Genomic DNA, 16,261 nt, shown 5'->3' on the forward strand with positions numbered 1-16,261 from the left:
TTTGGGGAACCGGAAACTTTTTAACGAATCGGAACGTCTTAGTTGTGCATAGGAAAATACAGGAATTATTGAATTGAACAGCTAATCTATAAGAGTGTACCAATTATGGGAGAATGGGGATAGGTTTATGAGGAAATCGGGAGGCAATCAAGTCAAAAAGGTGATGTCAGCACTGGCTGTATCAGCCATGCTAATGTCTGCACTGCCAACATCAGTGATGGACGCTGCGGCAAGAATCAGTATTTATATTAACGGTACAGAGGTGCCCTCGGTTCAAGCTCCTGTAATGAAGGCTGGACGTGTGCTCGTTCCACTCCGGTCCATCTTTGAAGGGATCGATGCCGATGTGCAGTTCAACAATAGAACGAAAACCATTACAGCAACCCGTGGGGATCAAGTGGTTTCATTAACACTCGGTTCCAAGGCTGCATATATCAATGGTCAACTGAATGCATTGGATGTTCCTGCGACGACGATCAAGGGTAACACCATGGTGCCGATTCGTTTTGTGAGCGAAGCTTTTGGGGAAAAAATATATTGGAACTCACGTAGTCAGCGTGTCGACGTTCAAACCACATATACACCTGAAACGCCGGTTGACGATACGCAGTTCTCCGCTTGGAATATTTACGGATCCGTATCCGGTACCAACGGAGACGGCCGTGACCTGACGGTAAGCTTTACACAAGCCAAATCAGAAAGAACAATATCTGCATACCGAATCATGTTGGTGAAAAGTCGGGATACAAGTAGTTTTAAGGAATCAGTTGCTTCAGCTGTATCTCCGGCAAACTACACGTCAATTACACCAAACGGTACCAATCCGAAGCTGACACTTAATGCTCAGACACGTGATGTTAACGGTGATTTGCTCAATAGCAATGAAACCTACCGATTGTATGTATTGACCGTTGGCAACAGCAACAATAATTATCAAAACTATTTAGGCTGGTCTACACAGGTCCTGAAGCTGAACCAAGTGAAACCTTCCGTTCAAGCTGTGACAGGTCTGCGCATTGCCGATGTTAGCGATTATGGCGATGGAAGAGATCTGGAGATCAATTTCACACAGCCAAGCACCAATGCGAATATTACGAATTACCGTGCCTTTGTTGTAAAAGCGAAGGACGCATCCACATTTAATCTGGCTGCTGCGAACAAGGTATCCAGCACAAATTCCACGTTCATTAATAAAGGGAATTCTAGTGCAGTCAAAAGCCAGTTGTCCTCATCATCGCGAGATACGTCGGGTGAATTGATCAAAAACGGAACCGCGTATGTTGTGTACATTATGTCTGTAAGTGCGAATACAGCAACAGATAGCAAGCTGTCTGCTGTATCGTCTTCCCTGACATTGTCCGCGAACACAGCTCTGGCTCCGGTCATTACACAAGTGAGAGATATCTCGGATTATGGAGATGGACGCGATATTCAGGTGAGTTTTAACCGTGTATCGGATGAGTCCAAGGTAGCGAACTATCGCGTGTTTGTTGTACGTAACTCGGTAGCCAGCAGCTTCAACTTAAATACAGCAAGTAATCTGTCTTCCAGCCTATATTACACCGTCAATAAAACAGGTAATAACCTCGCGGTTACATTGCCATCGAATATGCGGGATACCAGTGGTTATAACATCACGAACCTGCAGGATTATCGAATCTATGTCATGGCAGCAGGCAATCAGCAGAATAACTATACTCATGCGTTGTCAGCGTCTTCCAATATTTTGAGACTGACCTCCAATAGCATTGCAGGTGTGGCAACGAACCTGTCGGTTGCGGATATTGCAGATAACGGTAATGGAGCTGACCTGCGTGTGTCGTTTAGCAGAGCAACCGATGAATCCAATATCTCTCACTACCGTGTATTCGTTGTACCTGCCAATAATGTAGGAAGCTTCAATCTGAATGCTGCGAATTCTTCGAACTATTACACACAGGTGAACAAAACGGGTGGCAACTTGTCCGTGACCCTTTCGAACGGTGCACTTGATACCAATGGTTATAGAATTGCGAACTACAACGCTTATCGTGTGTTTGTTCTGTCCGTAAATAGCAACGGGAACTGGAGTCAGAACGCGCTCTCGTCGTCTTCGGCTCAGATCACGTTGACACCCAATACAGCGGTTACTGCACCGACTAATGTGAGTGCAACTGATGTGACGGATAATGGAAATGGTAGTGATCTGCGTGTGACGTTTAATCGCTCAACGGATGAAACCAATGTGAGTCATTATCGCGTGTTTGTTGTGAAAAATTCCGTCGCAGGGAGCTTCAATCTGAGTTCTGCTATGAGTAGCAACACAGTTTATACGAGTAGAAGCAAAACAGGAAGCAACCAGAATTTCACATTACCAAGTGATGCTAAAGCAACAGATGGCACAAGTATCGTAAATGATGTAGACTATCGTGTGTTTGTTGTGGCTGTGAATAACAACTCATCTCAGTCCAGTGCAATCTCATTGGCATCACCAATCGTGAAATTAACTAGTACCTCTGCTGCTGTAGCAGCAGTGACAAAAGTGACTGTAACGGTTAAAGATCAAGGACAACAATCTGGTAATCCTTCTGACGTAACCATAACATTTGCTAAAGCAGCTCCTGAAACAGGAATTGCAACATATCGTATCTTCATAGTGCCAGCAAATCAAGTAAGAGGATTTACCTTGAATTCGGCGCTTGGTCTTGATTCTAAATCATATACTGACCAACCAAAAGCAAATGCTGGCTCATCAATTGTTTTGAATTCTGGATACAAGGATATTAACTCAGATAGTCTTGTAGTGGGACAAAATTACCAAGTGTTTGTAATGTCTGCATCTGACAGCATAACTCGTCCATCAAGCTTGTCACCTGCATCAAATGAGTTTAGCATCAATGATAAAGCAACTCCAGTTCAAGCGGCAAGCTTAACGGGCTTGCAAAAGACGAGTACAACAGACAAAGCGAGTTATAAACTCACATTTGCCAAACCGTCGCCTGAAACGGGGATTTCGGAGTATCGATTAATTATTGTTAAGGGATCAGATGTTCTAAATGATGATTCAGCAAGTTCTATAACAAGTTATCAAAAATTTGTAGTAAGTGGCCCCTCAACAAATGATATTGATTTGACGACCGATTCTACAGATTCAACAGGATCCAACCTTGTGGAAGGGACGGACTACAAGATATATATTCTGTCGGTTGCTTCTAATTCAACAGCCAACAAAAATGCAATATCAAATTCATCGGATACTTTTAAGCTCGAGAAGCTTCCGGCTGTGCAACAAACCCAAGATCAAACGAATAACAATAATACGACTTCTGGGGGCACAACTGGAACTAATAGCGAACAGTCATCCTCACAAATACAAGGTTAATTTTACAAAATGTAATAACTCCAACTCCCTTTCCACTCCGGAAAGGGAGTTTTTCTATGCACCCATTAAGGTTGCCAGTACCAGCCATCCTCTGCATGACTAATGTCCTTATTTTTCCAGATTAGATTCCCTCAAAAGGGTTCCTAAGACCATTGCTGCTCTTGGAGCAAACCAGGGATAATAGGAGTCAGGGAGTGTGAATAGCACATGGGTCGAAAGGAAGGATGGAATGTTACCATTTCGTTTGACGGGGCAGCCGAACACCCGGATGCCGCTATACCTTTACGGTGTAGGTACACAGAAAGAGAAAGGGCTACATCGACCGGAAGGATTTCCAGTGTATCAGTTATTTTTGACACGAGATGGTGGAGGGAAGTTTAACATTTTTGGTAAGGGATCGATTGCTATGGGTGCAGAGCAACTGTTTGCTATGGAACCGGGTATTGCTTATGATTACATCCCTTATTCAAAAGCGGGTGGAGAGTTGGGGTTCATTGGGATCGGCGGTGAATCAGCAGACTCAGTACTTCGGGCAGCAGGCATCGTTCCTGGAGGACCTTGCACATTAGCCGGATTTGATCAGATATGGTCGCAGATGACGGACTTGTGGAGGACGTTGGATCAGGGCGGCGGAATATCGATGTGGAAAATGTCCACTTCGATTTACCAGCTTATTATGGAAATGGCTCAGGCTATGAAATCAATATCACCTGTTTCTCTGGCGAGTGAGGAAAAAACGAGACAAACGTCTTTAAGTGCAGTGAGTGTCGAGCAAGTGAACAGAGCTGTAAGTTCACATGTACACGGGAATTCGGACGCTGGGCTGGAAGGACTGAATCGGGCAATCGTTTTAATGCAGGCTCATTATCAGGACGATCTGTTATTGAAACATGTGGCCGAGGCAGTTGGTTACTCTGTGCAGCATTTGAATCGTTTATTTCATCAGCATTATGGCGTGACTGGACATCAGTATATGCAACGCTGGCGTTTACAAAAGGGACTGGAATGGCTTAATGAACATCCTGAGGCTAGTGTGAAGGAAGCTGCGGAGAATGTAGGCATGGAAGTGAATTATTTTATTCGTATGTTCAAGCGTGAATTCGGGGAAACGCCAGGCAAAGGCATGAAACTACGCAATCAGCTCAGACTGGAGCAGGATCACCACCCCCGTCACAAATAAATACGAATCTGCAATAAAAAAAGAGACCTGACGGTCTCTTGAATGGAATTTCTTATAAAGTAAAAGAACATCTATGTGTACCACGAAACAACCACATTCGACATTGCCTCCTTCAATCATGCCTGCTTTTTTTGCCCGAAAATAGGCCTGATTAAAGCAAGACCAACAATACCAATAACGGCGCTAACCCATGGAGCCATGTAGAACGTAGGGAGTTTATCCCGAAGTGGATAACCTACAAAAAGAACAAGTACAACGATCACGATATAAATGATAATGCTTCGAACGTTAACTTTGGGCATGACATGTTTGTCTGTCCCCTGGTCGTCGGGACGTTCTGCTAATCGGCGCAGCATCTCTACGAGCGCAATTCCGCCTACAGCGCTAATGATGAGAGAGAACAGGCTGATATGTTCAAAAGCCTCAGTATCGCCGTCTGTTAAGCCGAAGAATAGTCCTGCACAGCCCTGAATGAACAGGACAACGGATATGGCCGCCCAGGCAATCATAACATACCATTTTGGCATCCGTTTCACAGGTTCTGGTGTATCCGATTGATCATCAGATTGAGGGACACTTCCGCTACGGTTTTCCCTGTTTGAACCTTCCCCTGTGCTTGCCCCTGATTGCGCATATGTATCTGCTGAGCCTACTCCAAGTTGGGTATAAATATCTTCTTCCAGATCAGATCCGTACAATTCGCGTGCAGATTTGTTATCCTTCTGTGCTTGTACGATGGCTTTTCCCGCAGCGAGAATCCATTCTTCCTGTGTTTTCTCGTCTGCTGGCGCTTGCCTTGCGATGGTGCTGATCTGGTTATACAATTGTACGTTGTCTGGTGTCATACGGCTCATCTCTGTGATTTGCCGATTTTGTATTTCTATCAGCTTTTTATAGGAAATCCCCAATGCTTGCTCCCCCTGTCTCACACGTTCTGATCTTCCATTCCATGAAGACCCTGACGATATTTTAGTATACGGGAAGGGCTCTCGTTTCGCAAAGTCATTCCTTATAAAATAACTGCTTGTGATTTACCCATAGCCCGATACAGGCTAACACAACACAGGTGCATAAGAGCACCAGTTTTCCATGATGCTGAATCCATCCGAGTAGATGTGCCATGAGTTCATTCCTTTCGGTAACAGGCTTCCGGGACAGGCATGCCTGGAATTTTGGTTTTATTTTCCCCTGTGGAGTTGTGAATATACATAGCTTGGTTGGAAGAAGCAACGATTCTGTGAACCGTGAATAAAGAGCTGCCCAATCCATCACAATAGTAGCATTTCCAAACTGAAATGATGGATAGGAGTGTGGTTAGCATGGATAAACAATCAGATCTGACAAGAAAGATGCTGCTCAACAGTAATTCCCGTGGTATCGTGGATGAAGTGGTGCCGATGGAAGATACAGAGTTCGGAGAAGAGTTGAATGATGATAACTGGCAGGGCAGAAGCTTCTGGGACAACGAGGGAGCAGGTCAGCAACATGAGTGGAACGGACGTATTGAGACTCATGCGATGTTTCGCAGGAGCTATGAGTAGGATCGTGCAGATCTAACGTAAGAATACAGGAATGATCAGAAATTTTCGGAGCCCTGCTGAATATAGCGAGGCTCTTTTTTTACGAGAAAATCCGTACGAAAAGAGAACAGCTGCGCATGAAATAAAGGGTTCATTTCTCGCGTTGACTTGCGTGTGAGGGAATGATAATATACTAATATCTTCTTAATACTCACTAAACTTATCGGATTAAACATAATTAATTAAAATACGTTGAATATATATCAAGTAATTAGGCGCAAGGTCACCATGAAAGGGGAAATCCGTATGGAACGTCAGATCAGTATTCGTCACGGGGAAGAGGAGTTAACTGCGACCATTCACTATCCGGTTGTAAAAGATATCAAAGAGGAGACACGTCAGCAACGAGTGCCTTTGGCAGTCATCTGCCACGGCTTTGTGGGAAGCCGAATTGGGGTGGATCGATTATTTGTGAAGACAGCGCGTGAACTCGCGGAAGACGGATATCTGGTGCTGCGTTTCGATTATATTGGCTGCGGAGAGAGCAGTGGGGAGTACGGAGCGGAAGGGCTGGAGTCCATGGTGCTGCAAACCCGTTCGGTGCTGGATTATGCTGTGAATTGCAGTGATGTCGACCCAACACGGGTTACTTTGATCGGACATAGCTTGGGCGGAGCTGTTGCGCTGCTGACTGCTGTACGTGATAAACGGGTTAAAAATCTCGTCATGTGGTCGGCTGTCGGTTATCCGTTCAACGATATCGTGAAGATTACGGGCAGGGACGTGTATGACGAGGGTGTGAGAACAGGTGCTGCGGATTATCTTGGCTATAAATTTACGCCTAAATTCTTTGACTCTTTGGCAGAGCATCAACCATTCCAGGAAGCTGTGAAATTCGGCGGAGATGTGCTGGTTGTGCACGGTACTTCGGATGAGGTCATCCCTGTGGACTATGCGTTCTTGTATCAAAAAGTCTTCTGGATGCGCCAGGAAGGGCGCTGCGACAAGGAAATCATTTTCCAGGGCAACCATACCTTCTCATCTGGTAAGGAGCGCGAACAACTGATCACACGTACGAGAGAATGGCTCGGGGAGCGTCAGAAGATTGAAGAGAACTGGCAACACTGGATGATCTAAGAGATAAAGCCTTACGACATCAATCAAAAGTCACGGGTATTAACTTGGAAAAGCGCTTGCTTCGGGGTAAAATAGAGAGGTAAGCATCCTATCCGTGTCTGGAGGTTGGCAGCAATGACATTACCCGCACTATTCATTGCGCATGGTTCTCCTACGCTGGCGTTGGAGAGCAGTGATTACACTCAATTTTTGAACGAGCTTGGAGACAGGCTGCCGGCTCCAAAGGCCATCGTTGTATTCACCGCACACTGGGATTGTCCCGAGCCTTCGGTGACGATGGATGAATCCCATCAGACCTTGCATGATTTTTACGGATACCCTTCAGCGTTGTATAACATACAATACCCTGCAGTCGGGCAGACCGATGTTGCGAGCGAGATTTGTGCGTTATTCTCCCGGAGTAACTTGCCACATCGACCTGTTCGTGGGCGTGGACTGGATCATGGCGTATGGGTGCCACTGCTGCATATGTACCCTGAAGCAAGTATTCCAGTGATTGCAGTATCGGTGGATTCGCTACGTTCTCCGCAAGAGCAGTATGATATCGGGCGTATGCTGGAGCAACTCAGGCATGATAACGTGCTGATCATCGGCAGTGGTGGAACCGTGCATAATTTAAGAATGTTGGCACAGGATGATGAGCCTCAAGACTGGGCTGTAGAGTTTGATGATTGGCTCGGAGAGCGTCTAGAGCAATGGAATACCAGAGAATTGTTTCTGTATGAAAAAAAAGCTCCTCATGCGAGGACGGCCGTTCCGTCTTATGGCATGGAACATCTTGCTCCATTGTTCTATGCAATGGGCACAGCAGATATGTCTCGGACAGCGAAGCGATTATTCCAGTCGTATGCCTGCGGCACGTTAAGTTTGAATTGCTGGCAGTTTGGTGACGGCTGAAGAATACAGTCGTATGATTATAAATAAGCAAAAAGGTTCCTGCGGTAAGTGGATTGACTGCGTGGAACCTTTTTTGGGTTTGGGTGTTCCGCAGTAATTATTTGCGAAGTTCGAACAACTCACATTCGGTACGTGAGTGATAGGCCAGTTCACTGACACTGGATTGAACAACAACGGTTCTCTCGTCAAAACGAATGATGATACCTCCAGAGTCAATCTGGTGGTTATCTTTGAATACCCGGATTTTATGTTTTAAGGTCATGGCTTCCTGAAAATCGGCGTCGGTTTCGAGACGGCGCTGCGTCGGCATAGGGATACTCCTTTGTACTGTTAGACTTTATAACCATCATAATATGGGATTCTACTGGTGAGCAAGTGTAGAGACTCGGATGCACAATGGTTGAAGAAAATGGAAGAGTGGTGGGCAATAAGAGCAGATCAGCATAGGTTGTCAGGTTCTGAACAAATGAATGAAATCATGCAATACAAAGCCCTGCTCCAAGGGGGGAAGCAGGGCTGAGTTTCTTATATTTTTAATGATTAAGCCGTTTTCTTAGTGGGTGTAATGGTTGGTGTGTCTGTTGGCTGAATGGTTCTGTCCTTTTTGAACAATCCGCGAAGGTAAGGAAGTACCCAGTGATCCAGACCGATTTTACCTGCATTCGCACCAGCTACGACGATGAAGATTTCCATCACTACCAGTTGAGCGTTCGTGCTTACTGTACCCGAGAAGAGGAACGCGAAGTTCATGACCATCGCCATCAATGCTGCCAGCGTTGTGAAGCATCCAAGGATGAGTCCCAAACCTACCAGGAATTCACCAAGCGGGATCACGAAGTCGAACAATCCTGCATTTGGAATGGCGAACTTTTCAAGGAACGTTGCCCACCAAGCTTGAACCGCTGGATGATCGCCTGTTGCTTTTTCAAGTGCGCCTGTGAGGAACCCGCCAGCTTGGAATCCACCGGTCAATTTGCTCCATCCGTGAGTCATCCAATCGTAACCGATATACACCCGAAGTACTGTTAAAATCCACATTGCCACTTTGTTTTCTCTAAGCCATTGGTTGAAGCTGAACATATAAACCACTCCTTTTATGGAATCTAGTGTGTGTTGTTTTTGTTTTTCTAAGTGATCACCTTTGATGTCTTTATTGTATATTCGGAAAGGTGTTTTGTTTGTGATTAAAATCACAATCTAGTTCAAATTTTAAGTAAGGTTTGAGAAGTTCACATTTAGGACATATATATTTGCTCATTTCATGATTCAAAGAGAAATTTCGAGATAAGACAAGGCCTAGAAGACGCAGACAAAACGGAAACGTTGTGATTAAATGGAAAGAAATACGTGAGATGGTTGCCTGCATGAGAGGAATATCACATGACGAGCAGAAGAAAGTCAGCCAAATCGTTCAGGAGGTCTTATATTGAAGTTTTTTTCTAGGAACAAAGCTATTTCAGCAGCATCGATCTGTCTTCTTACCGTTAGTCTTGTTGCTTGCCAGAATAAAGAGGTAGCCCAAATTCCCCAGCAGGAGCCCACACCTTCACCGGTTCAAGAAGAGAAGCCCGTGGAGGAGCCTGTTCATTCTGGCTTTACAGCTCCTTTCACGGGACTAGCCGTGGAGAAAGCGTCTACGCAGCGGCCACTAGCGGTCATGATCAACAATGCACCTGCCGCCCGTCCCCAATCGGGACTCAGTGCAGCCGATATTATTCTTGAGGTGCTTGCCGAAGGTGGCATTACGCGGTTTATTGCTATATTTCAGAGTGAAGGTGGAGCAGAAACCGTCGGCCCCATACGTAGCATTCGTCCATACCTGATTGAGCTTGGCGAAAGTTATGACGGGGTGCTTATTCATGCCGGAGGCAGTCCGGAGGCCTATTCCATTTTGCAAAAACAGCGGAAACAGCACATGGACGAAATTTCAAATGGCGGGCCTTACTTTTGGCGTTCCAAAGAACGTAAAGCGCCGCACAATCTATATACTTCTGTAGACAAGCTCAGAGAAGGAACGGATAAGAAAGGGTACAGCCACGAATTCCAATCTCCTGTGTATAAGTATGACGAAGCAGGAGCGACCTCTACTGGCGAGAGCGTGAAGCAGTTTGAACTCCATTATTTATTGAATAGTTACAAAGTTGCGTATGATTATGATGAAGTTAGCGGACGATATATGAGAATGGTGAACGGGAAGCCAGATCAAGATAAAGATAACGGTATTCAGTTAGGTGCAGCGAACATTATTGTTGCAGGGACTGATCATAAGGTACTCGACGATGTAGGCAGGTTATCCGTGAATGTAGATCAGGGCGGAGAGGCGATGCTATTTCAGAAGGGCAAGATGATTCGCGGGCAATGGGTTAGAAAAGAGGGAGATATTATTCGTTTTGTGAAGGATGGGCGCGAAATGAATCTGGTGCCCGGGAAAACCTTCATTAGCATTGTGCCGAACCATCCACAGTTTGCAGATCATGTGAAGCTGGCAGAACAAGAATAAGCCATATACAACGATTGGCACAACGAAATGAATCATTTTTGCAGGCTGAAATGAAAGAGAGCGATGAAAAGGGTTAAGATTGGTGATGTTGTGTTGTCGTATCATAGCGATTTTTATGAAAGATTGCTTTAAGTTATACGTCGACTTTTGCGGAGTTTTGTAAACGCAGTGTAAAATTGGAGTCTGATTTTGCCATAATTCCAAATAATTAAGATTCATTTCAGGTTAATATGAGAAGAATATAAAAAAGGATCGCAGCTTTTGTACAAACCATGAAACAAATATGATAAGATATCAAAGGTTGTCATTTCATGTTTCATCGGTTATCGGCGCAATTTCTCGAAGAGGGGATAGAGCTATGAAGATTAAGAAGAAGAAGGACATATTTTTTGAAACACTGGAGAATATGGCAGATACGGTTGTTCAAGCGGCAGATTATTTCTCCCAGCATGTTTCCAACCTTCAGGATGTAACTCTTTTTGCTAATGAAATGAAAAAGTACGAGTCGCAATGTGATGACTACGTGCACACGATCATTACAGAACTCAACAAAACATTTATCACGCCGATCGAACGCGATGATATTATGGAACTGACAACAACTCTTGATGACGTATTGGACGGCATTGAAGCTACAGCTTCCCGTTTCTATATGTACAATTTGGTGGACCCGGACGAATATATCGTTCAATTTGCAGAGATTTTGCGCCAATCGGCTTACGAAATTCAGAAGGCGATTCATTTGCTGTCCCAGAAAAAATTGCTGGCGATTCGTGAATATACGATTCGTCTGAATGATTTGGAAAACCAAGGCGACGAAGTATTGCGTAACTGTATCAAGAATCTATTCGCTACGGTGTCTGATCCGATTGAATTGATCAAGCGGAAAGAAATATATGAACGCCTTGAAACAACAACGGATGATTGCGAGCATGTTGCGAACGTTCTTGAATCCATCATCATGCGTAATTCTTAAGGAGCCAGACAATAATGGAAACAACGATTTGGGTATTAGGTATAGTCGTCTTCCTTGCACTGGCGTTTGACTTCATCAACGGTTTCCACGACACGGCGAATGCCATTGCCACATCGGTATCCACACGTGCACTGACGCCGCGCCGCGCCATTATTTTGGCCGCTGTGATGAATTTTGTTGGTGCGATGATGTTTACGGGTGTGGCGAAGACGATTGGGGGGAGCGTGACGGACCCCACCAAGCTTGATAACGGGATCGAGGTTGTCATCGTCACCTTGATTGCCGCGATCATCTGGAATTTGGTTACTTGGTGGTTTGGAATTCCTTCATCTTCTTCACATGCGTTAATCGGAGCGCTCGCAGGTGCAGTGCTCGTTGGAGCAGGCTCGGACAAAGTGAAATGGAGTGGATTCATTGATATCGTCGGAGGTTTGCTGTTGTCACCTCTGATTGCTTTTGCCATTGGTTATATCGTCATGACGATTCTTAAATATGTGTTTGCCAAACGCAGTCCGCACAATGTGAATAAAGGCTTCCGTACGGTACAGATCTTCACGGCTGCCCTGCAGGCATTCACTCATGGTACCAACGATGCGCAGAAAGCGATGGGGATTATTACATTTGCACTCGTCGCAGCCAAGGTACAGGATCATCTTGAAGTACCACTGTGGGTTAAAATCTCAGCAGCAACAGCTATGGCCCTGGGGACATCGGTGGGTGGTTGGAAAATCATCAAAACGATGGGGACTAAAATTTTCAAAATCGAACCAATTAACGGCTTTGCTGCCGATTTATCTGCTGCATCCGTTATTTTCACAGCAACATTGTTGCACCTTCCGGTAAGTACGACACACGCAATCACATCCGCGATTCTGGGTGTAGGTTCGGCGAAACGGTTCTCGGCTGTCAAATGGGGACTGGCTGGACGTATCATCATTACGTGGTTCATTACGATTCCAATTACCGGAGCACTTGCAGGTCTGTTGTACTGGATTATTTTCTAAATAGTTGTCAACAGAAGGGCCGGGTATCCATCGATCGGATACAGTAAGTGAAGGACGAACCTGTTCATAACCGTGTGAATATCGGGATATGTGGATAAATATACAATGAGTTGAAGAAATGCCTGTGCACGAAGATGTGGACAGGCTGGATATGTGGATAGCCATCCGTGGAATGATAAACCAAAAGAAACCTTCCTGTGGATACAGGGAACTGTGGATAGGGGAAATGAGAGAAGCCAACAGGGTTGGCTTTTTTTGTTGTCCAGGCTGTACAATGAAATCAGAACTTCGAAAAGAGACAAGGACGTGGTCTAATCCATGATTCGTACACTTGCGATTACACGGGATCATCAAGTCACGGTGAATATGCCGCTCGAACAGTTGGATTTAAACGATTTTGCCTGGGTATGGGCAGATTTCAACCAGCCTACCGAAGAAGAAAGTTGGCTACTGGATACATATTTTCATTTTCACCCACTTGCCATTGAAGACTGTCTGCATGTATTGCAACGTCCCAAGCTGGATTATTATGAGAATTTGCAGTTTCTTGTATTACATGCGCTGAATCCAGCCACGCTTGAGGCAGAAGAGGTAGATCTGTTCCTGGGACAGAACTTTCTGGTGTCATTCCATCATGGAAGATTGGAAGAAGTGGACGAAGCCTGGGACAGACTGCTGAAACACGCGCATGAGCGTACCATCTGGGCAAGAGGGCCGGTAGCGGCAGCTTATACAGTGATGGACAAACTGGTCGATCATTATTTTCCATCGCTATTTTCCATCGAGGATGAACTGGCTGAACTGGAAAATCGGGGCGGTCAGGAGTCTGTAGAAGAATTGATGAATCAGGTGTTTGACCTGCGCAGTCGACTCCTGAAGCTTAGACGCACTGTTGTCCCTATGCGGGATCTGCTCTACCGGGTCATTAATTCGCAACATGTACAGCGAACAGGGGAACATACGGCATATTTCACCGATATTTATGACCACCTGCTCAAACTGACGGATATGATTGAAGCCGATCGGGAGATGACGGCAGACTTGCGCGATAGCTATATCTCACTGAATTCGAATCGAATGAACCAGATTATGAAAACACTGACGGTCATTACGACGGTATTTATGCCACTCACTCTAATTGCAGGTATCTACGGCATGAACTTCACCCATATGCCGGAGCTTCAGTGGAGATATGGTTACGGTGCTGTGTTATTGCTGATGTTTGTTCTTGGAGGCTGTATGGTGGCCTGGTTTGTGAAGCGCGGCTGGTTTAAATAAACAGGATAACTTGATAATAAAGAGAAAAGGCCGTCAGGCGAACCTTGCGGAAAACGAATCCGTCGCTCCCAAGGTTGTTTGTTGCCTGACGGCTATTCTCTGTCTATTCTTCTATCCACATGTGCATAAGTGATTCAATCATAGAGACTTGTGCATAACTAAAGTGAAATTCCCATTTCGAAGTTCAGTCTAACGTAAGCACAAAAGAAGCGGATTCCGTATTTTGCCCGTTCACAACGATCGTGAGCGTATGCAGCCCTTCGTAATATTTCCGTGTCGTAATGAGTTTGAATGATTGTTTGGTATTGACGGTACTGCGACCACTGGCATACATCTTGTCCGAGCACTTAAAGCGTTTGGGTGCCTGTTTGCCGTTAGCCTTCATATAACCAATCTCATATTCAAGCCTCAGCATCTGCGGTTCGCCGCTCGTGTTAACCACATCGAATGAAAAATGAAGATCCTCACCCGTAGCAATCTGCTCCCGATCCAGCTTCAGGTTTTCAATATGAACGGCCTCCTGCTTGTGATAGCCGAACAGGCTCAGTGCAACAGGGTGCCCCTTCTTCAGCAGCGAACGACTTGCGTGGCGGATAATCCAGTCGGTATGCGCGTTCTGACCGTACCAAGTTTGAGCTAAGTCGAGAACAAGATCAGGGTGATCTTTGGAAATATCGTTCAGATGATTCGCTACACTTTTTCGTACATAGAGAGATTCATCCTGCCTGAGTGCATGCAGAATCGGAAGCGCGGGCGTCGGATCAACGATCAAATCCCCAAGCTTGGCTCCCCATGGCAAACGAGGGCGACTGCCTTCGCTAGCAAGCCTGCGAATATGCTCGTCACTGCTTTCTGTCCATTCCATCAACTGTTTCAATGTCTTAAGCGGGTAACGCTGGATGAACGGGCGTACCGCAAATTCAGAACTTGAATAAGGTGTGAATACCTTAAGATATTTCATCGATAATTCGTAGTTTTCGGGGGCAAGTCCATTCACTTCAATGAAATCAGGCACAAAAAGGTACTCAACCCCACGCAACTGTGGAGCTGCTTGTTCAAGGATATGTAAGGCTTGTTCGTAATCGGCGGGCAGAACATGGGTCAAAGATTCCGTAATCCGGCGAATCCTTGCCTTGAACTCCAGCGCTTCCCAGCCTTCAGCGAAAACCAGTTCGCGAAATTGCTGTGTTTGTAACTCTGGATAGAATTGATGCAACTGATTGGCGGTTCGATCAATGAGAGCAGGTGTATATTTATCTTTGAACAGTTCCATGGTCTGCCTCCTTATATGTAGTCTCTAGTATACCCCATTTTCTAGAGTAAGAACATAAGTTCCTGCTTTTTAGTTGTTCAAAAAGGTTAAGGCACCCGCCTTTGTAAGGGGAGTGCCTGAATAGAGTTAACTTTTGCGTCTTTTGGTACGCGGTTTGGATGTTGCGTTTTTCCGGCGCGCTGGGGAAGAGGTGCGTTTCCGCTGTGTACCTGTCGTTTTTTTGCGGCGTTTGCGCGGGCGAGGTTTCGAGTATTCTTCGTAATCAGCGTCGGCTTCGCTGCTACTGTTTTTATTTTTTCCAAAAGGCAGAATGCCCATCACCAGTTTCATCATCGGGGCCATCTGCTGAATACCGCCAACGACCTTTTGCATTTTGGCCACGCCGCTCATAATGCCGTCAATGCCGCCGAAGCGGTCAATCATGCCTTTTAACTCACCTAAGTTGGCGAGGGAAAAGCCTGAGCTGCCTGAAGAGGCAGGTGATTGAGCCGGAACGACTGGAGTAACGGGCACGACCTCGCTTCCATAAAGCCCTCCGCTGGATACGCCCTGCCCATAGGGTACAAGACCGGATGCCTCCACCTCGGCGAAGCCCGGATAAGTCGGATTAACCCCAGGATACATCGGCTGGATCTGGGCTTCATTGAGAGAGCGTGGCACATTTCCATACGGTGCATAAGCTGAGGTGCGAGCCTGCTGCTGGCCTTGAGGAGCCGGACGCTGCCGTGTTCCTGGCGGGCGATGATAGTAATGCTGTGGCATGAACGATCACGTTCCTTCTATATTAGATTTTTCGTAATTGCGTTCCACCGGGAATCAATCCTGTGAAACTCATGGTATAACAAACAGGGTGGAACTCCCTTTTGATATACTGTATGTCATTCGCGGAGAGGCGGCGTAGGCGGATATCACGGAAAACGGGATATTTGCGGAAATGGGCGCAAGTCAGACCAGAGCCTATAAGATGGTTTATAGGAAGAAAAAATGAATTTTGGACACAAATTTGTAACAATTTACGGTATAAAATCCTAGATAAATAATCGGAAATGTTCCTCCTAAAGGGGCGAATATTGCAGTTTTTATGCTCGTTGTCCTCCATAGGAGGACAATAGTATGTTTTGTAAGCGGTAACATG

At 45.6% G+C, this 16,261-nt stretch carries 14 protein-coding genes; 9 read left to right on the forward strand and 5 right to left on the reverse strand.

Going from position 1 to position 16,261, the window contains the following annotated elements; genetic code table 11:
* The first annotated feature begins 127 nt into the window (after window positions 1-127).
* Together M3629_RS23185 and M3629_RS28740 are read left to right on the forward strand one after the other, a co-directional pair.
* Entirely contained in the window at window positions 128-3,361 is a 3,234-nt protein-coding gene (locus M3629_RS23185) for a copper amine oxidase N-terminal domain-containing protein (RefSeq protein WP_251510687.1), read from the forward strand.
* A gap of 196 nt (window positions 3,362-3,557) precedes the next feature.
* Window positions 3,558-4,541 (forward strand): AraC family transcriptional regulator, encoded by a 984-nt coding sequence (locus M3629_RS28740; RefSeq protein WP_251510688.1) that lies wholly within the window; start codon window positions 3,558-3,560, stop codon window positions 4,539-4,541.
* A 116-nt stretch (window positions 4,542-4,657) separates the two neighbouring features.
* Here the strand turns inward: M3629_RS28740 and M3629_RS23195 are convergent, their stop codons facing one another.
* Window positions 4,658-5,449, reverse strand: a complete 792-nt coding sequence (locus M3629_RS23195) for a hypothetical protein (protein ID WP_251510690.1) — start codon at window positions 5,447-5,449, stop codon at window positions 4,658-4,660.
* Window positions 5,450-5,860: 411 nt separating this feature from the next.
* Here M3629_RS23195 and M3629_RS23200 point away from each other — a divergent pair, with 411 nt between their 5' ends.
* The 3 genes from M3629_RS23200 (at window position 5,861) to M3629_RS23210 (ending at window position 8,095) form a co-directional block, all read left to right on the forward strand.
* On the forward strand, window positions 5,861-6,082 hold the full coding sequence (locus M3629_RS23200; RefSeq protein ID WP_251510691.1) for a hypothetical protein: 222 nt from the start codon (window positions 5,861-5,863) through the stop codon (window positions 6,080-6,082).
* 285 nt (window positions 6,083-6,367) lie between these two features.
* Complete coding sequence (locus M3629_RS23205) at window positions 6,368-7,198, forward strand: alpha/beta hydrolase (RefSeq protein ID WP_251510693.1); 831 nt, start codon at window positions 6,368-6,370, stop codon at window positions 7,196-7,198.
* Window positions 7,199-7,312: 114 nt separating this feature from the next.
* Complete coding sequence (locus tag M3629_RS23210; RefSeq protein WP_251510695.1) at window positions 7,313-8,095, forward strand: DODA-type extradiol aromatic ring-opening family dioxygenase; 783 nt, start codon at window positions 7,313-7,315, stop codon at window positions 8,093-8,095.
* Between the two features lie 97 nt (window positions 8,096-8,192).
* Here M3629_RS23210 and M3629_RS23215 read toward each other — a convergent pair whose 3' ends face one another.
* Together M3629_RS23215 and M3629_RS23220 are read right to left on the reverse strand one after the other, a co-directional pair.
* A complete protein-coding gene (locus tag M3629_RS23215) occupies window positions 8,193-8,405 on the reverse strand; it encodes a hypothetical protein (RefSeq protein ID WP_090923324.1) in 213 nt (70 codons plus the stop codon).
* Between the two features lie 230 nt (window positions 8,406-8,635).
* Window positions 8,636-9,175: a DoxX family protein gene (locus M3629_RS23220; protein WP_154891598.1), complete on the reverse strand. Its 540-nt coding sequence runs from the start codon at window positions 9,173-9,175 to the stop codon at window positions 8,636-8,638.
* Window positions 9,176-9,521: 346 nt separating this feature from the next.
* Here M3629_RS23220 and M3629_RS23225 point away from each other — a divergent pair, with 346 nt between their 5' ends.
* The 4 genes from M3629_RS23225 to corA all read left to right on the forward strand — a co-directional run bounded on the left by M3629_RS23225 (window position 9,522) and on the right by corA (window position 13,853).
* Window positions 9,522-10,595: a DUF3048 domain-containing protein gene (locus M3629_RS23225; RefSeq protein ID WP_251510697.1), complete on the forward strand. Its 1,074-nt coding sequence runs from the start codon at window positions 9,522-9,524 to the stop codon at window positions 10,593-10,595.
* Window positions 10,596-10,953: 358 nt separating this feature from the next.
* Entirely contained in the window at window positions 10,954-11,571 is a 618-nt protein-coding gene (locus M3629_RS23230) for a DUF47 domain-containing protein (protein ID WP_090923319.1), read from the forward strand.
* A 14-nt stretch (window positions 11,572-11,585) separates the two neighbouring features.
* The gene (locus tag M3629_RS23235) at window positions 11,586-12,575 is read left to right on the forward strand and encodes an inorganic phosphate transporter (RefSeq protein WP_090923317.1); all 990 of its coding nucleotides are present in this window, start codon (window positions 11,586-11,588) and stop codon (window positions 12,573-12,575) included.
* Between the two features lie 318 nt (window positions 12,576-12,893).
* A complete protein-coding gene (corA, locus tag M3629_RS23240) occupies window positions 12,894-13,853 on the forward strand; it encodes a magnesium/cobalt transporter CorA (RefSeq protein WP_251510699.1) in 960 nt (319 codons plus the stop codon).
* A gap of 184 nt (window positions 13,854-14,037) precedes the next feature.
* Here corA and M3629_RS23245 read toward each other — a convergent pair whose 3' ends face one another.
* Window positions 14,038-15,126 carry a DNA alkylation repair protein gene (locus M3629_RS23245; protein WP_251510700.1) on the reverse strand — a complete coding sequence of 363 codons (1,089 nt, stop codon included), beginning with the start codon at window positions 15,124-15,126 and terminating at the stop codon, window positions 14,038-14,040.
* A 126-nt stretch (window positions 15,127-15,252) separates the two neighbouring features.
* Window positions 15,253-15,888, reverse strand: coding sequence for a tyrosine protein kinase (locus M3629_RS23250; RefSeq protein ID WP_251510702.1), 636 nt, complete (start codon window positions 15,886-15,888; stop codon window positions 15,253-15,255).
* Window positions 15,889-16,261: the final 373 nt, after the last annotated feature.

This window comes from Paenibacillus polysaccharolyticus (assembly GCF_023714295.1).
Classification (GTDB): Bacteria; Bacillota; Bacilli; order Paenibacillales; family Paenibacillaceae; genus Paenibacillus; species Paenibacillus polysaccharolyticus_A.